Origin of the sequence: Richelia intracellularis HH01, assembly GCF_000350105.1 — a bacterium.
Taxonomy (GTDB): Bacteria; Cyanobacteriota; Cyanobacteriia; order Cyanobacteriales; family Nostocaceae; genus Richelia; species Richelia intracellularis.
On the sequence record NZ_CAIY01000044.1, the window covers coordinates 354082 to 377287 of the forward strand.

Below are 23206 nucleotides of genomic sequence, written 5' to 3' on the forward strand. Positions count from 1 at the left end.
TCACATTCATCGATTGTTCTTTACTAGAGTAGTAAGTTTTAAGAACATATAAACATTCCAAAAAAAACAAGACAGTATGGAGGATAACAAATAATGAATACAGCAGAGTTATTGGTAAAGTGTTTGGAAAATGAAGGAGTAGAATATATTTTTGGATTGCCTGGGGAAGAGAACCTACATGTTTTAGAAGCTTTGAAAGGGTCTTCCATTCAATTTATTACTACCCGGCACGAACAGGGGGCAGCCTTTATGGCAGATGTCTATGGAAGACTAACGGGAAAGGCAGGAGTGTGTCTTTCAACACTAGGTCCAGGGGCGACTAACTTAATGACAGGTGTTGCTGATGCTAACCTTGATAGCTCACCATTAGTGGCAATCACTGGGCAAGTAGGCACAGACAGAATGCATATTGAATCCCACCAATACTTGGACTTAGTAGCCATGTTTGCTCCTGTGACCAAATGGAACAAACAAATTGTACGACCAAGCATAACTCCAGAAGTTGTCCGTAAAGCTTTTAAAAAAGCACAAGCAGAGGAACCAGGTGCAGTTCATATAGACTTGCCTGAAAATATTGCTGCTATGCCTGTAAAAGGGGAACCTTTACGGCCAGACAACAATGAAAAAACCTACACTTCCTTTGCTATTATTAGAGCTGCTGCTGCTGCCGTTTCTCAAGCGACGAATCCCATTATTCTAGTTGGTAATGGAGCTATCCGCGCTCAGGCAAGCGATGCTGTCACACAATTTGCTACCCAGATGAATATTCCTGTTGTCAATACCTTTATGGGTAAAGGTGTAATTCCTTATACTCATCCATTGGCCTTATGGTCAGTAGGACTACAGCAAAGGGATTTTATCAACTGTGGTTTTGATAATACAGACTTAGTTATTGCAATTGGTTATGACTTAATTGAGTTCTCCCCAAAAAAATGGAATCCTGAAGGAAGTATCCCTATTATTCATGTTGGACTAAATAAGGCGGAAATTGATAGTAGTTATATTCCCTTAGTAGAAGTAGTAGGGGATATTTCTAACTCACTGACAGAAATTGCGAAACTAGCAGACAGAGACCTTAAGCCCAATCCATATGCCATTAGTTTAAAGGCAAATATTCGTGCTGATTATGAGCAATATGCCAATGATAATGGGTTTCCTGTAAAACCACAAAAGTTAATTCATGATTTGCGCGAGGTAATGGGACCAGATGATGTTGTAATTTCTGATGTAGGTGCACATAAGATATGGATGGCCCGCCATTACCATTGTCATAGCCCCAATACCTGCTTGATTTCAAATGGTTTTGCAGCCATGGGAATAGCTATTCCTGGAGCTTTGGCTGCAAAACTAGTTTATCCCAATCGTAAAGTTGTAGCTGTAACTGGAGATGGCGGGTTCATGATGAATTGCCAAGAATTAGAAACAGCTTTACGTGTGGGTACAGCTTTTGTTACTCTTATTTTTCATGATGGTGGTTACGGCCTAATTGGATGGAAGCAAGAAAATCACTTTGGTGAAGGTAAGTCATCCTTTATCGAGTTTGGGAATCCTGACTTTGTCAAATTAGCAGAAAGTATGGGATTAAAAGGTTACCGAGTGAATGCATCTGAGGATTTCATTCCCATCTTAAAAGAAGCTTTAGCACAAGATGTACCAGCAATAATTGATTGTCCAGTAGATTATAGGGAGAACATTCGTTTAACTCAAAAAGCTGATAAACTATCTTGCATGTCACAGGAATCAACTTAAATTCTTATTGAGCCTTAACCCCAAGAGAAATAAATAGGTTAGAAAGCAAAATATGCTAAATTGAGAGTTCATTCAACTAAACAACATGCAGTTTGCAGTAATGCTAGTTCTAGATTAGAATCTCATAGTGTCATGAGTATAAATAATCGTAATTAAATTTAAGAATAATTACGATTATTTACTGCTTACAGCTAATAGAATAGAGAACTTTTATGTTACGGTAGCATGCAATTTGCATTATAAATGGGGGTTAAACTATCTGTACCCCCCATTTATATCCTAGGCAATCTTCCAGGTGCTAAATTTAATAGAAAATTCGCCATCATATGTGTTTCAACAATTACAAATTTTCATTGTATAACTCATAAATTTTGTGTAGTTTATGGAGTTGTACTATTTACAGAAAATAGCAGTATTTTTTAGGTTGGTGCTTTATCATACTCTATCTTTGTTTAAATCCGCTTATTTTAATATTTTTTCATTAGATTAAATTTTTATAACTAGAAGCTGTATAGAATCAATCTCTAATTTTTAGCTTGTAGGATTTTTCAGTTTTAAATAAAGACATAATATCCTCACACCTTGAATATATATCTGATCCCAATTTATTACTTAAGTAAATTATAACCAACCTGTATTGATATTGGTAATCCTTATTGGATAATTATATTATCCTTTTGATATCTGCATTAGTTCTGATACATAACTATTCAAAATAGTAGCAGACTTAGAATAGTTTCTTATGTGTGACTTTCGCTTTTGAGTATTCCCTCTGTCTTAAAAATTAATAACTTACCTACTCAGCAACTAATACATAATTTTATATTGAGATTAATTATCCCAAGCCGGAGGTAAAACCAGACGAAAATTCTTGTTTTACCTAAGTAATTACTTGATTCCAATAATTTCTGAAATTATAACTATTATGGCTACGGAATTCATATCATGTATGGTATGAGAATATTTCATAAAAGAATTTATAAGCTAAACTAGCCTAATAAAAATTAGGTCTAATATCTTGTGATTTTCTCCATTTTGCATTGTGTAAAGAGAGTATTATTAATACATTTAAATCGTATAAGGTTTAGTTTGTTATACTTCAGTATATAGTTAAATAATTATTGTTGCATATTTTATATACAGCACCATTTAAATTTTTATTCTTTAATAATCCAATCTTATGAATAACATATTGAAAATCTTCTGGAATTATTACCAAATTGTTGTACTTATTGAACTTAATTAAATATTTCTAGAAGCTGAGTAAATATGTATATGATGTTCGTATAGAAATAGAAAATCTCTTTATATAATTTAATGCTAAGATATAGCTTATCTATCATAATCATAGCAAATTATTTTCATTATCTGCTACGTTTTGACTTTACCCTTGCAAAGGAGTAGCTTGGGTTCAAGAATCAAGACATCAAAAACTCGCGGTTGTAAATATTCTGGGTTTATTTAAAGTAAAATTGAAATGAGATGAGACTAGAAAAGTCTTTAAAAACATCTATAAATTTACACATATAGTATTTAGCTATCCCAAATATTTTCTATTTCACATTTTACAATCTGTCTTCTTATTTTTTCTAACCAAGTCTATTTCTACCAAAAATATCAATCTCTAAGTCCCGTGAATTTTCTATATCATGGACATAGCCACACTTACTATTGACGAAAGCATCGCAGTAACTAACGTAAGGCTTAATATCTAATACAGGTGTATTCTCAAGTAGATCAATTCCTTCAACATACAAAACTAAACCTTCTATCCTAATTAGTTTCAAAGCACTCAAACCGATAGGATTAGGACGATGTGGTGCACGGGTTGCTAGAGTACCCCTCCTAATTCGGGGCCCTCGTGGGGGTATAACAGTGGGATTCCAGTGCTTGTTGAGGTGTAGCCATGAAATTACCCAAATATGTTCAAAACCCTCCATGTCCTTTAGCGCCTTTTTTGGGACAATATCAGCAAATAGCTCAATGCTAGCAATTACAGGTTGGTAATCTGAGGGTGCTGTGCCCAAGTGGGATTGTCGCGGTGTTCCATGGCGCTCTTTATAAGGGGAATGTATGATACCAATGGGATATAAACTAACCTTATCTGAGAATGAAACTGATTTAATATAGTCTTTAGGTGGTAACTTTGGCATTTGATATTAAGCCTAGTGATAATATTGATGTTCTTATGTTTGGTTTACTAACTTTATGAGTAAGTATTCACTATTTTTAACCTAGATTTACTTTTATCCGTCAGATTTCTTGTCATTTAAAACATTTATGTTATCATTAGTGAATGCTAAAATTTTCATGGGTCGGTGTCCGAGTGGTTAATGGAGACGGACTGTAAATCCGTTGGCTAGCGCCTACACTGGTTCAAATCCAGTCCGGCCCACCTTTATGGAAACTAGTCGTAGATTTTAATTTTAACTTTATCTAATTATAATTTGCGATTATTATTGGTTGTTTGCCCATGTGGCTCAGGGGTAGAGCACACCCTTGGTAAGGGTGAGGTCATGAGTTCGAATCTCATCATGGGCTTGATTTATATTTTTCGGGAATGTTGACCAAGTTTGGGTTGCAACTGAACGGTTGTTACCTAATTATTAGGGTTATAAGTGTAAAGCCTATGTTGATTAGCTGAGTTATCTTTAGTCTTATGAATCATTATGAAAATTAACTTTCCTTCTTTTTATATTTTTATTACCCAGAAAATTTTATGAGGCTATTTTTTATTTATATATTCCCAAATTATCTTGGGTTTTAATCTAGATTAAAAGAGATCATAAGAAAGTTTATCTGAAGATTAATTTCATGACTAGACTTTACATCCTGCTAATTGTAAGGGACATCATATAAGAATAGAATTTACGTATTGTTTACAAGTAATAGTACAGATCATTATTAGTAAAATAAATCACAAGAGATAAATATTAGGATCATATTAGCAGCTTTTTACAATAGATAAATAGCTCCAGGAACTTAATAACAATTCAATAGTTACTTTTATGAATAATTGTTGAATTGTAAACCTTGATCAGGGCATTAATAAACGCAAGTAAATGAATGAAATAATAGCTGATTCGAAGAGTTGTGTAAACCCAAATACCCTAATATTAACAAGTATTCAGAAAGATGTTTTATCAAAAGAATAAGATAGTGGATATTGGCTCTTGCCAACAATGATTTTACGTATGATGTTTATTTCTATACGTAGTTGGAGCTACTAATTTGGTTACAGTTGTGAGGCTGCAATTAAGCTTGACTAATTTTCGGGGTCCATAATATAATTTTCGTCTATTTAAGGTTGAACAGGAACATTATTAATTCCACATCATCACTTCAGGAAATGGATAAAATCTCAACATCTACAATAATAAAAGAAAAGATCAAATCAGTACTTTCTATTTTGATAAATAAATATTTTCAATATAGCTCTCACTCCGAAAATTAATTTAATTAATATATTTTCCCTCTATAAATACCTTAATTATTCTTTTTCGGGTTTTTGAGTTTTTCCTGAAAAATTAATCACTTAGTTTCTACATTCCTTTAGATTTATCAACCCATGCATCCAGAACATCTTTTACTAGGACCTCTTCTAACCAAATTCTGCCCACAACAGTAAGGGGTAGTGCTAAAAACAAACCTGAAAAGCCCAGGAAATAAGCAAAAAATAACTGAGAAACGAGAGTAACAGCAGGTAATAATGATACTTGATGTGCCATTACAATAGGGGTAAGGAAATTACTTTCTATTTGCTGAATTATAAAGTAAAGTATTAATACAACAAGCAGTCGCCAAGGTGAATCTGGACTAAACGCTATTGCCATAGCTGGAATTGCACTTAATGTTGGACCTAAATTGGGGATTAAGTTCAAAACTCCTGCTAATATCCCTAATGCTAGAGCTGCAGGGACTCCCAGTATCCATAAGCCAACAAAACTCATTCCCCCAACTACAAACATTGCTATAATTGCTCCTGCAACCCATCTTTCTAAGGAAACCCCACATAGGTCTAGAATTCCATCTACCCTCTGTCGATAAAATGAAGGGAATAAACGCACAAATACTTTCCGGTATGCTAATGGTTCGGCTAGGAACATACCTGTTAGAACTATTACTAATAGGATTTTCAAAAGCACTTCCAAAGAACCAGAGAGAAAAGCCACTGAACTGTCAGCAACACGCTTTAACCACGGCTCTGCTTGTTGAATTAAACTATTAATATCAGAAATGTAGGGACTAAGTGCACTGGGAACTCTTAGCTTAAGATCTTCCAGCCAAGTATCAAAACGCTCTAAACCCTCTGGGAACTGCTTGGTCAGTTCTTGAAACTGGTCTGCAAATGGTGGGACTACCAGCCAGAAGAAACTAATGATAATAGCAAAAAAAATGCTGACTGATAGTAATACAGAAAAACCACGCTTTAATCCAAATTGTTGAAAACACCTTGATAGTCTATTTAATGTTGTAGCTAAAACAACTGCTGCAAATATCAGTAATAGTACTTCCTTTATTTGCCATACAATGTACAGGGAAATAACTATTACTATTAAACCAATCCACTGATCCAGACTCACGCCCTAATCCCCAATTTATAGTATAGTCCCACTTTCGTTAATCCAGCTAATTTAGCTGATTCTACTCAACTTAATACGATTTTATTAGAGATTTTTGCCTATCTCTGCAATCGCCAAATTAAAACTGTTCCTAGTACAATAGTTGGTGATAAAACCATAATTAAAGCATTACTAGACGTAGCAGGAATCGACAAGAACGGGCATAAATACTTAATGATCAATGAAAATCCCACAGAAAGAATAAGCACCTTGAATAAAAAACTAAACTGATTTCCCATAAAATTAAGTTAATACTATAGTTGTAGTAGAGTGAAGCACAAAGGTTTATTCCACCCTAGTTTATACAATACTGGACTTTAGACTAAATTTTAGGTTTATAAAAAACTTGCTCAAAAGTATTTGGAAATTAAACCTGAATTTTCAAATTTTATAGCGTATTGGGGATTATTAATAAAAGTTTGATTCTTTATTTTTATTGGCTTTGAGTAACTCAAGAGTTCTAAGTTAAATCCTTAAGCAAGTTATGCTAAATATATAGTGAGACTGTAGTAAAAAGTTAATATCATTACCTTAATGTAAATATATTACCTTAAGTAGGGAAATAGTCTTTATCTCATAAATCTTTACCATTAAAGTAATAATCTGCTGGAAATAAACCTAAAGAGGAAAGGTGAATAATTTAATTGATAGCTAATAGACAATGTTAAATTGACCATCTGCATAGGAATTTAGTGATAACTGTAGGCAATTATAATCCAAGTTGCCTAAATCGGAGACTTGAAAGGTATACAGTTCGAAGATAGAAAACAAACTCATTACCAAGTTTTTTGAATTTACCGATGAGGAGATAATTATTTTTGGACGGTAATAAGGGCTTTAATTTATTCAAATTATTTAGTCAGTTTTTATAATGAATATGCGAATTTAAATACCAACTCATATATATAAATCAAAAATTATATAGCTGCAGATAGCATATTAAATACTCATGCTTATTTATAGAAAGTATCATAATCCTTTTTTATTTAGGATTTTTAAGTATCCATAGAGGTTTACCTACTCTAAATTTCTCGGTTCACTTGTTTTTGTTGACTTTGACTGCTCTGTCTACCACAAAATAGAAAATAATCAGCAAGAAGAGTATCTATTTCTGGAGTTTTCAATAAACATTAGTTAATAATACTATTCAATTAATATACTATAATGCCGCACTGCCTAGTTTTTATTTTATTAACGAATATATACCTGAACGAGTAATTCTCACCTTACTAAATACCAGTTTATAGATGCAATTCATTAACGCATATATTGCCCTGTTACAATTCAAAGTTTATATAAGTTTAGAACTGAAGTTTTTTCATATCTTTAAAATACCCAGTAGATTTTTATGTTCTAATCCACACAAATATCATCCCTTTATAATTTTGTATCCATTACATAGAATTAAAACTATTCCATGGTTTTAGTAGCAACCTTTTTACCTATTTCTTATGGTTAAAGTGAAAAAAAGAATGAAGACTTACATATACAAATTATTGTATTTAGATGGTACCTATATGCTATATGCTACTCAACAGTAACAGATTTTGCTAAGTTCCTTGGCTGGTCAACATCTAAACCGCGTCTGGCTGCAATATGATAAGCTAATAGTTGCATAGGGACTACTGTTAGTAGGGGAGATAGCAATTCGTCTGCCTCAGCTACGGGTATCATATCATCGAATACATCTGTTGCTTCACCATAATTTACAGAAGTTACCCCAATTAACCGTGAATTCCTTGCTTTTGCTTCCTGAGCATTAGAAATCAACTTTTCGTATACATTACCAGAAGTTGCGATCACAACGACTGGAACCTTAGAATCTAATAAAGCTATGGGGCCATGTTTCATCTCCCCTGCAGGATAACCTTCAGCATGAATGTAGCTGATTTCCTTTAATTTTAGCGCCCCTTCTAGAGCAATGGGGAAGTTTATCCCTCTACCCAAAAATATGAAATCTTGGGTTTCTGCAAAATCATGGGCAAGGTGTTCAGTTAATTTTTTTGGTTTTCTAGGGAAGATTCAATTTCCCCAGGAATATTGTGCAAACTATCAATTATCTCTTCTAACCTATTAAAAGGAATTGTTTGCTGACGGGTAGCTAAGTCCAAAGCTAAAGCGTAAAATGCCATTAGTTGAGCGGTAAAAGTTTTAGTCGCAGCCACACCTATCTCTATCCCAGCTAATGTATTAATTATATGGGGAACCATATAGCCCAAAGTACTTTCGGGGCGATTAGTAATACCCATTAGTCGGGCTTGGTACTTAATTCCTTTTCCCTGACGGCGTTCTTTCTCAATGCTAAGAGCTGCTAGTGTATCAGCAGTTTCACCGGATTGTGTAACACCAATTGTTAGAGTATTTGCAGTCATAGGTGCAGGTGCATAGCGAAATTCAGAAGCATAATATACTTGGGTGGGGATATTTGACAATTGTTCAATTAAGTATTTACCAACAAGAGCAGCATGCCAACTAGTACCACAGGCTACTATTTGAATTTGCTCTAAGTCTTTGTAAAGGTCCCCTGATAAATCAAGATTTATTGGGGAAACAGTTTTATTATTTTCTTCTGAATTAAAATAAGCATCTAAACAAGCTCTTACTACCTGAGGTTGTTCATATATTTCCTTGAGCATGAAGTGCTTGAATCCCTGCTTTTCAACAACTGTGGGGCTAAATTTCAGTATTTTAAGCTGTTTACGTTGTCTGGCACCCGCAAAATTATATACTTCCACTCCTAGAGGAGTTAGTCTGGCTATTTCCCCATTTTCCAAGGGAAGAACAGCACGAGTATGAGAAATAATAGCTGGGGTATCTGAAGCACAGAAAAATTCTCCCTGACCAAAGCCAATTACCAAAGGGGCTTGTTGACGTATAGCAATCAATTCATATGGGTAATCTGCACAAATCACTGCTAATGCAAATGCTCCTTGAAGCTTATTCGTTGCTCTAAGAACCGCCTCAAGCAGAACATTATCAGAACCTTTATCATCTCCTGCAAGGATATTTTCTTCCTTGAAAAACTGAGCTATGAGATGTGGCACAACTTCAGTATCAGTTTCCGAGATAAATTCATTTCCCTGAGCCTTTAATTGTTCCCGTAATTCTCGATAATTCTCAATAATCCCATTTTGTACAACTGCAATTCTTTTTGTCATATCCATATGAGGGTGGGCATTATGCTCGTCTGGTTTACCATGGGTTGCCCAGCGAGTGTGCCCAATACCTATAGGTGATGGATTTTCTGATTTTTCTATTTTTGAGCGTAATTTGTGGAGTTTACCCTTTGCCCGAATACAATTCAGTTCTCCTTCCCAAATCGTAGCAATACCAGCAGAATCATAGCCCCTATACTCCAATTTTTCCAGACCAGATAATAAAACTTCTGTTGCTGCTTGAGTGCCCACATAGCCAATAATACCGCACATTTATGACACTACTCCTTTAGCGTTGAAGAAAAATTAGTATTCTATCAAGTATAGTTCCCACTGTAATAATGTGTGTATAAGACAAAGGGTCCTAAGTTAGTCAAAAACTTCTTGAATCATAATATTTAGATTTCTTAGAACATAAATTAGGGTTTGGTTTAAACCCATCTAATTATCTATATTGTGTAGTCAAGTCTTTGTGAGTATATATTTAAGACCTTTACTAGAATAATTAAACCCTTATTCTCCTGTATTATTAAAGTTATTAAATAGGAAGTTAAAATATATCAAAACACCATAATTATTTGATGTACAGGCTTATATATGGAAATTATATTGTAGCGCAATACCCAATCAATACCATTCCAAAAACCACTCCCATTACTCTGAAGAGCATTTTATCTTATAGGATTATTAGGTACAAATTACTGAATTTCTATTCTACCTAAATCAAGAAGATATGTGGGAGAAAATAAATATATAATAGTCAAATGCTTTTATAATTTTATTTCTTACGTAATCTCATTGAGAAGTTTAGTTAATAACTATGTCATATAATTTTACTGGTTATTATTTATCATTTCAATAAATAATAACCTCAGCTTAATAGCCTAGGGTAATTAGGTTAGGCATTATCCCAAACTCCTGGGAGTTTGGGATAATGCCTAACTTACACGATCATAAGTGCTTGCTATTAACGCGGTGAAAAATTAGCTGTCAGAGAAAACCAGAAATTCTCCTAATAGGCTAATCCCATACTGCGAGTTGTTTCAGCACCTAAGTAAACCCTAATACTCAAGAAGTCAGTAGGGCAAGCAGTTTCACACCGCTTGCATCCTACACAATCTTCCGTACGAGGGGAAGCTGCTAGCTGTCCAGCCTTACAGCCATCCCAGGGTACCATTTCCAATACATCAGTGGGACAAGCACGAACGCATTGAGTGCAACCAATACAGGTATCGTAAATTTTTACGGTATGAGACATTAACAAAAGCTCCTTTCCGAGTTTTATTCTCTGCGAAGGGATAGTAATCAAGGCTTAGTTTACCTTAGTCAAATAGCTATCGTAAGCAAAAGGCCAAATAAATTTAAAGAACGTAATAACTTAATTAAGAAGAGAATGTGATCATATCATATTATTTCCATAAATTTTGAGAAGTATATAGAAAATTTATGCATCCTAAATAAAATTTGTATTGTAGCTGTTTAAAACTACAAATATATTAATCCTTTAAACAAAGAAACTCACTAGCAATCAATACAAGTTGAGATACAGCAATTTGGATAGCTTACATTGAGGCTAAGCAGGATTATGAAATATTTATATTTATTTTTTCTATTTCATCATCAAAATAATACTATTGACAGTAGATAGTACCAGGATAAATTATAAAAATTAGGCTTTAAGCTTTTTATGATTTAGTAAAATAAGATTAAAACCCTAATAACTATAAATTAGCTAACGCAATATTATACTCTCACTAGTAATAATAAGCTTAAAGATAAGATTAAATATAACTAAGTCTAATCCTTATAAATATGCAATTTCTTATCCTATTAAACGTGTAAAGGAATGGTTATTATTCTTTTTCTCATACTAATTTTGCTTGGTTGAATTAGACAAATATTATTTTTTGTGCTGAGTTAGAGTCTATTGGAATCAAGTGGTTATGGCGAATCAATTAATCATAGTGATAATATTACCGTTCTAACAGATAGTTATGCAGTTAAAGTTGAATGAGAATATTTTACAAGCTTACATTTTGAGCAACCCAGAAATTTGCTTGAAATTATTAAGCTTGATATGTCAAAGTATTCTAAACTAATTCTTATTATAAAAATCTCAAAATATTAAATATTTTGCTGATGAATATCGGATTTTCAACTTATAATTGAATTTACTGGGTTTAGTTTATTAGCCAATAATTATTGAGGGCATTTGATAATTTCACTAATTTATCAGAACACAAATAATTATCTTATTTTATAAGAATTCTTAAGGTAATACCTATTATATTTATAGCTAAATAATTATTAATCTTAGAAATTATTAAAGCTCATGTAATTTCTATCATTATTTTGGAATACATAATAATGAAATCTTATTGAATCATTAAAATGATTATCTCTGTCAAACAGATTAGATTATATAGGAGAGTTTTCTAGCTAAGCTGGGAGTATCATGCTTAATGATGAAATATGAGCTTTTTCTTTGATTTTCTAAGATTAGACATGAATATTTACACTATACATAATACTTTTAACTTTAAATCGTAGATTTAGGTTATGAATATACAATTTTATACTCTTAATCTATACCAATTTAAAAACATCAGGTGAGGAATATAGTTATTATAATACTATTTTTATAAATTAAAATAATATCTTTTTCTATCATAATAAATTTGCAATCAATAGATATCATATTATGATAATTCTTTAGTAAATTTAGGTACATAAATTGGGATTCAATTTATTGCTAGAATGAAAATATTTACTTCTGAATATATCGGTATTATGAATATGTAAAATCCCCGACTAATCAGTCGGGGAAATTTTTAGTACACCCCTTGCACCAAAACTACAGTACTAGTATCAAAAGTTAAAAACCTGCCAAATTGCCAATTTATGCTTAGGTTAGCCTTACCGTAATATCATTTATATATAGTAATTATAATTAGTACTTATACTGATAAATTAGAGTAAAAAAATAAAAAAGTATAATCAAGATTATGAAATAATCATTTTTGGTTTAATTGTCAGCTTTTTTCGGTAATTCATATTTCTTTGTTATAACTAATACTCATTTTAAATATTTAGGTTACCAATCATCTTTAATTAGGTTTACTGTCTTGGATAACAAATCTATATCAACTAATTTATACTCTGATACCCAGGTTTATATAAACATCAAGCTATTTGCTGGTCGGAGTAATACAGGCATATGAGTAAAGATAATTAAAAGGTGATCGAGCAAGAAAGAGTATAAAGATTTATGATCATGGGTTTAAGATAGCAATGTTGTCCTAATATGATTGAGTGAAGCTTAGTGTTTGCTTTCTATTGAAAGTATATACCAAGAATATTTCATCGTGAAAAATAATTTTTAACTTTCTTCTTTAACCTAAATTTAAATTATCAAATTCATGTATTAATTTATAAATTAGGGTATTTAGCATTTAGACTTATTCATTACCTAATAAATATAGTAGTATCTAATTTTAATAGTAAACTATTGAATATTTAAGACTCAAAGTAATTATACTTGTACTCGTAAATTACCAGTAGATTATAAAGGTTATTAGGGCTTATTTTTGGTACCATTTAAAGCAAGCACTGTATTAAAAAACCTTACTAAATAAAATATTTGTTAGGATTTTAATCCTAAGAAGATATGAAATAATTTATTTTAGAGATTAAATAGCATTTCTATTCTGTTCAAAAAGCATCTTAGCTTTGAATAAGAGGTAATTATTACTTATATATATCACTGGGAGTTAATAACTAAACATTAAAGACTATACTGAAAAAGATTATGATTATTTAGTATTCATTCTCATTACTTCAATGTAGATATTTAATATTTTATTTATTCTGATTTTCTAATATTTTTTAATCTAAGATTAAGGGCAAAGTTAATAAATTATTTACCTCCATCTCAATCAGTTCTAAAATAAATCTCATATAGGGAGAATTATGCTCATATGAGCATTAGTTTAGCAAAAATCAATGTTGTTATGAAAGCAAATGAAAACAGCTACTATGGCGATCTCGACTTTTATGTATTTTCTGAAATAATTTTGAAAATAAAATGAAAGCGTAAAAATTATACTCCGAGATGATGAGTTGATCGAAGCTTCACCACGATTGTATATTTGCTGAGCATAATCAGTCCAAATTCCTTGTCCCAAATATTGGAAACGACTGGTTTCCAGTAATACTGTATATAGTAAGGCTGCTTGATGGTTGGTGCTTTTGGTAACATTTATATCCTGTTCTACCAGGGGATCATACTTTTTATGGAAAATGGCGATTAGTTTATTTATTGGCTATAGAATATTCTTATAACCTTTTACCCAGCTCAAATCATTAGTTCATGATGCAACATCCATATGAAACTGAGGGTCAATCTCCTTTAATTCTTGAATAGATTTTCTACTACTGTTGGCGTTGTCGCATTAGGATTAACTAGATGCCAAATTTTGTGTTGCTGTATGGCTTGACAAGTTAGATATTTCTCTGTAGCAACACTCATTGCTTCAATTAATTCCAAATATTCGGTATAATTTGAGGCTACAAACCCGACGGAATCACTATCACGGATTTCATGGTAAACCTTAATTAAGTCATGCGGATATTCGTTCATCATTACACCGCGATTTTCACCACCGGCAATTTGGGTAACGCGAATAGGTATAGTAAGTCATAGTATTAATTGTTTGTCTAATTTTTCCTTTTGCCTCAAAATAGGACTGTATTTGCGCCACAATTTTAATTTTAGTATCAGAACCTTGGAATTTAATTAAAGCTATGATGCTAATCATTTGACCATGAGAATTACGAGCAACTAAATGATTTGCTATATACTTATCCTCATAATACAAACTAGAACTATCCAGCCTCTCTGCAGAATGTTCTTTCTTGTACCATTAACCACTTATAACCACATTCTTTTAGAGCTTTAATATATTCAAATAAAGTGTCTGGGTGGTTGGGTAAGTGCATTTCTGGTGGAGAAAAGCTTCTTATCCGTTTTAGGGCATCATAACCAAGCATTGATTTGGATCAATGCTGCCACACCTGAATGTGTAGTTTTGTATCAGGAATAGTCGTCGATGATACTACCGCATGACTCCACATTACTCTTAGCTATTTAACATAAGGCTGGTAACGGGAATTATAGGTAATATTTTTTAGTCTATTAGCTTATTATATAGTATGATTACATACCATTTGTTGCAAACTCCATAACAAATTTCCCGAATAGTTCAACATAATACGGGAATTGCAACCTTCAGAAACTAGTTGGGGGATTTCATCCCCTATACGACTGTAATACCAGGCAAATCGAGATGCATTATGGTTATCTCAATCGTTCGGTTGATTAAACATGTATTGGAGATTGCCGATAATCCCCCCACTAATACCAGCAGATATGGCAGGTTGGTGCATATGGAAGGCACAGGCAAATCCAGCAGTAACATCTTCCATCCTTATACTAGTTCTACTTAAGAATATTGCTTGATTATGGTTTACTACCAAATTAACTTCTTTTTCTAAACCACAAATATCCAGGAATGCTGATGTTAATAATTCTAGGTTTGACTGATTAGCAAATAGCACTGTTGCTATCATAAGAGTTTCTTCAAAATTGCTAGTTTCAGTAAATGCCTTTCACTATTACTATCCAGACATTAATTATGCAAATAAATCCTGGTATATAATGAATAACTACTGTATCCTTAACATTAATCAATGTCTAAAACTATATACATATATTCTACTTATAATTAGAATAAACCCCATATAGAAACATTTTATTTACAATAAGTTTATGTATCTAAATATATTCTCTTCAGTTATCAAGATAAAAATATGAAAGCTAAAACTCATAGCCTGATAGATAATACAGCAATATAAGTTAATTGAAAATTCAACTTTGATTAAGTGATTAATACAATTCTCAAAATTTATCTACAAAGGAATATGTAGGAAAATAAAACAAAAAGCCGGCAAATTATAGTTAATTAGATTCTGGACTAAATGTTTTAACATCATAGTTTAGACATTAAGTAACTCTTATTTATATAAGTCTTTAATTTTTATATGTTATTTATTTGTGATATTCATCGTAATAAAAAAATCCATATTATTTATAATAAGTTTTCATATTTACTATATTATCCTTAGATCCAAAAGTTAAATTTTTCGTTCCATACTAAATAACTGCCCAGAACATAGGGATATTTTATCTTCTGAATATCACTTAAATATCACTTTAAAATTTGCCGCCCATATTTCGGTAAACTGAAGGTAATACTGTCTTAAAAAGATTAACAAGTACTTTATGAATACAAAACCACATGATCATTATACGGTGAAAACCGATTTCAATAGAGGAATACGCATCAGGAATTTCTTAATTATTATGGTTGCAATTAGCCTGAGTGCATCACTATTTTTAGGGTTAAAGACAAATACTAGTACTACATCCCTTATGGAATTAGATAGTAAATCCATACCCCTAGAAGTTGCTGTAAGTAATATGAAACCATCCATAGTAGAATTTTATGCTGGTTGGTGTACAGTTTGCCAAAAAATGGCTCCTGATATTGCTGAGTTTAAACGGAAATATGGAAGCAATGTGAACTTTGTTCTGCTGAATGTGGATAATACCAAATGGTTGCCAGAAATGTTAAAGTACAGGGTCGATGGTATCCCTCATTTTTTATTTTTAGACAAAAAAGGAGAAACTATTGGACAATCAGTCGGTAACCAACCCCATACAATTATGGAAAGAAACTTACAGGCTCTTGTGAAAGGTGATTCTCTACCCTATGTTAAAAACAACGGAGATTTTTCTGAGTTTTCCACATCGGTTGTACCATTGAACAACCAATATGATCCCCGCAGCCACAGTAGTCAGATTATAAAATAAATTAGGGTATAGCAATGTCAGTCTTAAAGTAAATTACCTTATAAATCCAACCATCAATTAAAATAATAAAAGGCACTAAATATTTGTAGTGCCTAAGTCTGTATGGAATTAAATAATAGCAGGAATTAAACAATAGTAGCAGCCTGAAATCGTGCACGTGCACGTTTGAAGGATTTTTTTGCTTGGAGTTGTGCTTGACGGTCTCCTTCTGAGACTCTACTGAGAAGGGTCTCCGCATCATTGAGAGCACTACGGGCTTCTTCCAAATCAATAGAATCACCACGTTCTGCACTATTTACTAGAATAGTTACCTCATCTTCTTCTACTTCTGCAAATCCACCCATGAGAGCAATAGAAGTCCAACCCTTTTGATTTTTGTCGGTACGCACTCGCATTACACCCGTGTCTAAGGCAGTCAAAATTGGTGCATGCCCACTAAGGACTCCCAATTGTCCCGTAGTACTTGGGAGAATAACTTCTTCTGCAGAGGCATCCCAAATTGTTTTGTCTGGGGAAATTATACGAACAGTTAATGTCATTTTAGGTAATTACTAGCTGGAAACTGGCTATTATGACTGCAAGGACAAAGACCTGGTAATTGGGTAATTGGTAATTTATGACTGTTATTACCCATTACCTATTACCTAAGATTCACCGATTAACTTTTTTTAAGCTTCTCAGCCTTGGCTATCGCTTCATTGATATCTCCAACTAGGTAAAAAGCCTGCTCTGGAAGAGCATCCAACTCACCAGATAAGATCATCTTGAAGCCCTTGATTGTATCTTCAAGTTTGACATATTTACCAGGAGAACCAGTAAAAACCTCTGCAACAAAGAATGGCTGAGACAAGAAACGCTCGATTTTACGAGCACGAGCCACAGTTAAACGGTCATCCTCAGATAACTCATCTAAACCAAGAATGGCAATAATGTCTTGAAGCTCCTTATAACGCTGCAAAGTAGACTGGACAGAACGAGCTATTTGATAGTGTTCTTCACCCACAATACTTGGTTGCAACATAGTAGAGGTAGAATCAAGAGGATCTACTGCAGGATAAATACCTTTAGCGGCCAAACCACGCGATAGGACAGTTGTTCCATCCAAATGGGCAAAAGTAGTAGCAGGTGCGGGGTCAGTCAAGTCATCTGCAGGTACATACACTGCTTGAATGGAGGTAATAGAGCCTTCATTTGTAGAAGTAATCCTTTCTTGCAGTGCACCTACATCAGTACCCAAGGTGGGCTGATATCCTACTGCAGAGGGCATCCGTCCCAACAGGGCTGATACTTCAGAGCCGGCTTGAACAAACCGGAATATATTGTCTACAAACAATAATACATCTTGCTTATTTACATCCCGGAAGTATTCTGCCATAGTCAAACCTGACAAACCAACTCGCATTCTTGCACCAGGTGGTTCATTCATTTGGCCATATACTAGTGATATTTTTGATTCATTGAGGTTTTCAGCATTGATAACCCCAGATTCAATCATTTCATTGTAAAGATCGTTCCCCTCACGGGTCCGTTCACCTACACCAGCAAATACAGATACTCCACCATGTTGAGTTGCAATATTATTAATCAACTCCATCATGATCACAGTTTTACCTACACCAGCACCACCAAACAGGCCGATTTTACCGCCACGTCGATAGGGGGTTAGCAAATCAACAACTTTTATCCCCGTTTCAAATACAGAAGGAGTAGTTTCCAAGTCTGTTAAGGTAGGAGCTTCGCGGTGAATTGGTAAGGTTTCATCTGCATTTACAGGTCCTTTATTATCCACTGGCTCACCCAGAACATTAAAAATGCGCCCTAGGGTTGCTTTCCCTACAGGCACACTGATAGGAGCACCAGTATCAACTGCACCCATTCCACGTACCAAGCCATCGGTGGAACTCATGGCAACAGCACGCACTTGATTATCACCTAGCAGCTGCTGTACCTCACAAGTAACCGAAAGTTCTTGACCAGCCTCGTTTGTACCTTTAACAGTTAAAGCGTTATAGATTGGTGGCATTTTGCCATTAGCAAATTTGACATCTATAACTGGACCAATAATTTGGGTTATGTAACCAATGTTTGTTTTTTCTGCTGTGGTGACCATGCTGAGCCTATTGATTTGAGAGCTGTATTTCAGATGGGGTCAATGAAGACATGAACTTAAGGAGTTCTACTTTCAAGGTTAGCACTGAACGACCCCGACATTCGGCATAATATTATTGATTCTTAATCCGAAATAAAATGATTTAGGGAATAGATTAACATGCCATGGCAATTACCGGAGTAAGAAAAAGCAATGTTATGATATTCATTTTATTTACTCTAGGGGTAAATAAAATGTTAAAAAATTTTCTTCCGGCTAAAAAAACCTTTAAATAAACCTTTTTCAGTCCAAAAACCACAATCAACAATACTATGCGAATAAACCAAACTTCAAGGATGAAGAATGAACAGATTCTAAGATTGCTGATTGGTAGATCCCCAAAGACACTAGTAATTACTTGGGGTTGGACTAAATTGTGTGGTTTAACATGACTTTAGCAAGGATAATTAGGTCTTAAAAGGCAAATACCAAATCCATATGGGAATAGACAATGAGACTTGATGAGATATCTAAGGAGTGTTTGTCTGTTAAGCCTGAACAAATCAGTATTCAAACAAACTATTTCGAACACGCAATCCAATTATAACAAGAGTTTGAGGAAATTGTTGTTTGTATTGTGACACTTATTACTTGAGTGATTTCAAATAATCGAGTTACTGTAATACCTATTATTCCATTAGTCGCCATGAATTCTTAACTTTAATTATTGTTAAGGATTGGATAATAATATTTCGATATTTTTACCCCATGATAATTATATGTTACCTATTTCCTACATGGCACCGCTGTTTTTATTAAATAAAATAATTACAGTTTTGAGAATCAGATGCAAATCGTGCAATAAGCTCCAATTTTTTTGATATTGTAAATCCAAACGAATTACATCTTCAAAACTACGTACGGTAGAACGACCACTCACTTGCCATTCACCAGTCATTCCAGGTTTTACATCGAAGCGTTGCCATTCTGGAACTTCATACTTTTCTACCTCATCAGGAGTAGGAGGCCTGGTTCCCACTAAACTCATATCACCTTTGAGAACATTCCAAAATTGGGGTAACTCATCCAAACTAGTACGACGTATAAAGTGACCAACTTTAGTAATTCTTGGATCATTATCATTCTTGAAGAATGCTCCTTGTACCTGGTTGTTAACTTGAGACTTTTTTGCCTCTGCACCTAGGTACATTGAACGGAATTTCCATATCCTAAAGCGTTTACCCATCCAACCATATCGGGTCTGATGAAAAAATACAGGTCCAGGATTGTCAATGGTAATTGCTAAAGCAATCGGTATAAACAAGATACTTGTAATCACTAAACCTACAACAGAACCGAAAATATCAATTAATCTTTTCATCCAGGAGCGAATGGAAGGATGTGTTGTCGGTAGCTGCTCTTCCAACAATTGATGATGTGGGGTAGTTTTGATATTAACTGCAGTTTTAATGTCAAATACTCGATCTAACTCTGTCAAGTTTAAAATGGCCATTACCTTCGAATTGACGTTATTCAGACTAAATGCAATTCCCTTTTCTTGAGTGATTTTAAAATTACTCACTAATGCACCCAGACCACTACTATCAATAAAAATCGTGTTTTGGAAATCAATAATTATCTCCCTGGGTCGTATTTCTTCTTGAGTTAAATCTTGACAAATATGTTTAAAAGCTACAGCTTCTAGGATACTTAATCTGGCTGGTACCCTTATAATAACTATATCCTGTAAAAAATCAACCGGAAAATCTGCTTGGATGGATGAATTAACCATAAAATTTTTTAGTATGAAAATAAGGTTTAGTCTTTAGAGAAAAAGTGTTCTCAATGATTACTGAATAATTACTGGCTAAAAAATATCAGTAGCACTTTACATACTTCACTTTGAAAGCACCACCTGAAATGTTAACAATAGAATTAATAAGTTGGACCTTTTAATAATTGTGCCAATATGGCATGTGTCCAGTTACTAATATCATTAGATGAATATACGAAATATTAATCAAGAACATAGTGCTCACCTAATAGAGGTCTTTTCTGGTATTCAAGGGGAAGGATTAAATGTTGGGACACGACAAATTTTTATTCGCTTTGCTCTATGTGATCTGCGCTGTCACTTTTGTGATAGTTCTAATACTTGGAAGATGCCGGAAATATGCAGAATAGAAAATACACCTGGGTTACGTGACTTTCAAAATCATTTGAATCCTGTTACCCCAGAAAAACTACTGACATGGGTACAACAGCAGAATAAGCCTTTTATACATGACAGTATTAGCCTCACAGGGGGTGAAACTCTGATACATACCCTTTTCCTAATAAAGTTTTTGCCACAAGTACGTGACTTAACAAAACTTCCTGTATACTTAGAAACAGGTGGACATCGCCCACAACAGCTGGCACAATTAATACCTCACTTGGATTTAGTGGGCATGGATATTAAGTTACCAAGTGTTAGCGGTGAAAATCACTGGCAGGCACACAAGGAGTTCCTCAAACTTTGCTATGAATCAAAGTTAGAAGTTTTTGTAAAAATAATTGTTTCCAAAAATACAGAATTAATGGATTTAAAAATTGCAGGAGAGATAGTAAGAAATGTAAATCCTGGTTCTCCTATCTTTTTGCAGCCAGTAACTCCTTTGGATACTCCTACTGGTTCAATCAACCATAATTTAATATCTTCGCCTTCTCCTAAACAAATTTTAATGTGGCAGGTTTTGATGAAAGAATTTGTTAAAGAAGTTCGTGTGTTACCACAGACCCACAAAATATTAAATCAGCTTTAAAAAATGGCATGTGTGAGAACTATTGGTGACCCTTAACATGAGGTAAATTTCTAAGAGAAGATTAGAAGGGAAGGTGCCTGTATCAAGTAGAAAAATTATTTTCATTAATTATTATAAACCTGAGATTTTGGAAAGTATTGCTTCTCTCAATTAGCCATTTACAATCCAAAATCACTTATTTGGATACAACTGAAATCTAAAAGTTAAAATTTAATACGCCTCCTCATTCCTATGATTTGATCTTCCTTTTGCCTTATTAGCACTGCGTTTAAGGGCAGATAGACGGGCCTCATATTTTGTCCTTTGTCTTTTGCTAGGAGTCTTATCTATTAGAGTTTTGAGAGCACTACCAAGGCTTTTATAAGCATTGGGAAGACTATAACCAAAACGTTGAGCAAGAGCGATAGCCTTCTCATCAGCTTCTGTTAATTCTTTGATAATCTTCTCACCGCTTTTTTTTGATATAGTCGCCACCCAGAAATACCACATAATCCTAAAGCCAGTACAAGTAATAACCCATCCTGTACCCAAAACTCTCCTACAGCACCACCCAGGCCAATTGCCAATGCTGCCATTTCCCAACCATCTTTAGGAATAGTATCATTTTGAATACGTGCTATTTCATGCCAGAAAAGCAAATTTCGCTGATCTATGGCCAAATTATCCCACTTTGCTAAATCAATTTGAATTTCTACTTGCTCTCGGCTAATTTCTTCACAGCGAATTAGAGGTGGGTTTGCCTCTAATGCAATTTCTATTGTTACCCAACTTTGTAGTTCTGAGGGTAATAAACCTTTGAGTCGTCGGAGTTCACTCATTTCTGCCTTGGCAGAAGAGGTTGTATAAGATGTCATAATGTCCAGGCCAAAAAACTCACCATTATAGTGAGCGTATCATCTTGGAGTGGAGTATAGCTGAATTAGGGATAAGTATTAAAGGATAAAATTAAGACTACTGACTCAATAAATTAATCTGCATTTATTTGTTTACTACTACCTTCTTTCCAGACTTCTGTAATTTCCTGGGATCAGCAATTTATGAAACTTATGTATCAAGTTATGAAATATAAGGAGCTAAATATCTTCCTGCTAGAAAGTTATGAGCTTCTGCAAAGAGATTAACCCAAATACCAACTGCTATACAACTACAATTCTGTTCAAGAGTGTACAAAACCCATAATCAAAAATATAGCTTATGATATTTGCAAGTGAACATTATACAAAACATAAAAAATAAATAAAATCTAAGATAGTTGGAAAGTAAATTATTTAGGAATAATTTAATTTCCAACTGCAATTAATTCCACTCCATCTTTCCCATCTATGTCCTGCAAATAAACCCTGACAATCTCTTCCTTTGCTGTCGTTAGTTTTTTACCAATAAAGTCTGGATGGATTGGAACTTCCCTATGTCCCCTATCTACTAAAACAGCTAAACGAATTACTTTTGGCCTACCATACTCGGTAACTGCATTTAAAGCTGCACGAATAGTTCTTCCTTTAAAAATTACATCATCTACCAATATGACAGTTTTGCCGGTGAGGTCAAAAGGAATGTCAGTTTTTGCAGGCGTGCGCAATCCAATTAGGTTTAAATCATCTCGATAGAATGTGATATCCAAAGCTCCAACAAGTACTGACTTACCTTCTAATATCTCAATTTGCCCTGCCAATAATTCAGCTAAAGGTACACCTCTGGTATAAATACCAATTAACACCAATTGGGATAAACCTCTTGTCTGTTCAATAATTTGGGAGGAAAGATGAGTAATGAAGTATTTAATTTCTTCTGGTGAGGAAATCTCAACTACTTTAGTTAAATTATTCATAGACTAATGAGTGTGAGATGGTGTTAAA

The 23206-nt window shown here is 33.8% G+C and carries 10 protein-coding genes, 2 tRNA genes and 3 pseudogenes; 5 read left to right on the forward strand and 10 right to left on the reverse strand.

What is annotated here, in order from left to right; genetic code table 11:
- Nucleotides 1-93: 93 nt before the first annotated feature.
- Nucleotides 94-1749 carry an acetolactate synthase large subunit gene (locus RINTHH_RS06010; RefSeq protein WP_044304736.1) on the forward strand — a complete coding sequence of 552 codons (1656 nt, stop codon included), beginning with the start codon at nt 94-96 and terminating at the stop codon, nt 1747-1749.
- A gap of 1589 nt (nt 1750-3338) precedes the next feature.
- On the opposite strand, the gene tsaA is transcribed toward RINTHH_RS06010, so the two are convergent.
- Nucleotides 3339-3902: a tRNA (N6-threonylcarbamoyladenosine(37)-N6)-methyltransferase TrmO gene (tsaA, locus tag RINTHH_RS06015; RefSeq protein ID WP_008234209.1), complete on the reverse strand. Its 564-nt coding sequence runs from the start codon at nt 3900-3902 to the stop codon at nt 3339-3341.
- 159 nt (nt 3903-4061) lie between these two features.
- On the opposite strand from tsaA, the gene RINTHH_RS06020 reads away from it, so the two are divergent.
- Nucleotides 4062-4144 (forward strand) — tRNA-Tyr (locus tag RINTHH_RS06020).
- A gap of 74 nt (nt 4145-4218) precedes the next feature.
- A tRNA-Thr gene (locus RINTHH_RS06025) sits at nt 4219-4290 on the forward strand.
- 1001 nt (nt 4291-5291) lie between these two features.
- On the opposite strand, the gene RINTHH_RS06030 is transcribed toward RINTHH_RS06025, so the two are convergent.
- The 4 genes and pseudogenes from RINTHH_RS06030 to RINTHH_RS11700 all read right to left on the reverse strand — a co-directional run.
- Complete coding sequence (locus RINTHH_RS06030) at nt 5292-6332, reverse strand: AI-2E family transporter (RefSeq protein ID WP_008234211.1); 1041 nt, start codon at nt 6330-6332, stop codon at nt 5292-5294.
- 1566 nt (nt 6333-7898) lie between these two features.
- A pseudogene (gene glmS / locus RINTHH_RS06035) lies at nt 7899-9799 on the reverse strand (glutamine--fructose-6-phosphate transaminase (isomerizing)).
- A gap of 739 nt (nt 9800-10538) precedes the next feature.
- Nucleotides 10539-10784, reverse strand: a complete 246-nt coding sequence (gene psaC / locus RINTHH_RS06040) for a photosystem I iron-sulfur center protein PsaC (protein ID WP_008229102.1) — start codon at nt 10782-10784, stop codon at nt 10539-10541.
- Between the two features lie 2863 nt (nt 10785-13647).
- Nucleotides 13648-15154, reverse strand: a pseudogene (locus RINTHH_RS11700) (hypothetical protein); the annotation flags it as partial.
- Between the two features lie 712 nt (nt 15155-15866).
- On the opposite strand from RINTHH_RS11700, the gene RINTHH_RS06050 reads away from it, so the two are divergent.
- Nucleotides 15867-16457 (forward strand): thioredoxin family protein, encoded by a 591-nt coding sequence (locus RINTHH_RS06050; protein WP_008234229.1) that lies wholly within the window; start codon nt 15867-15869, stop codon nt 16455-16457.
- A 125-nt stretch (nt 16458-16582) separates the two neighbouring features.
- Here the strand turns inward: RINTHH_RS06050 and atpC are convergent, their stop codons facing one another.
- From atpC to RINTHH_RS06065, 3 genes are all read right to left on the reverse strand, one after another.
- Nucleotides 16583-16996: an ATP synthase F1 subunit epsilon gene (atpC, locus tag RINTHH_RS06055; RefSeq protein ID WP_044304739.1), complete on the reverse strand. Its 414-nt coding sequence runs from the start codon at nt 16994-16996 to the stop codon at nt 16583-16585.
- A 119-nt stretch (nt 16997-17115) separates the two neighbouring features.
- On the reverse strand, nt 17116-18567 hold the full coding sequence (gene atpD, locus RINTHH_RS06060; protein ID WP_008234231.1) for a F0F1 ATP synthase subunit beta: 1452 nt from the start codon (nt 18565-18567) through the stop codon (nt 17116-17118).
- 772 nt (nt 18568-19339) lie between these two features.
- Complete coding sequence (locus tag RINTHH_RS06065) at nt 19340-20338, reverse strand: sugar transferase (RefSeq protein WP_008234232.1); 999 nt, start codon at nt 20336-20338, stop codon at nt 19340-19342.
- A gap of 208 nt (nt 20339-20546) precedes the next feature.
- On the opposite strand from RINTHH_RS06065, the gene RINTHH_RS06070 reads away from it, so the two are divergent.
- Entirely contained in the window at nt 20547-21350 is an 804-nt protein-coding gene (locus RINTHH_RS06070) for a 7-carboxy-7-deazaguanine synthase QueE (protein WP_008234233.1), read from the forward strand.
- Between the two features lie 210 nt (nt 21351-21560).
- Here RINTHH_RS06070 and RINTHH_RS06080 read toward each other — a convergent pair.
- Nucleotides 21561-22204: pseudogene (locus RINTHH_RS06080) on the reverse strand (DUF3318 domain-containing protein).
- 425 nt (nt 22205-22629) lie between these two features.
- Entirely contained in the window at nt 22630-23178 is a 549-nt protein-coding gene (gene pyrR, locus RINTHH_RS06085; protein WP_008234237.1) for a bifunctional pyr operon transcriptional regulator/uracil phosphoribosyltransferase PyrR, read from the reverse strand.
- Nucleotides 23179-23206 lie beyond the last annotated feature (28 nt).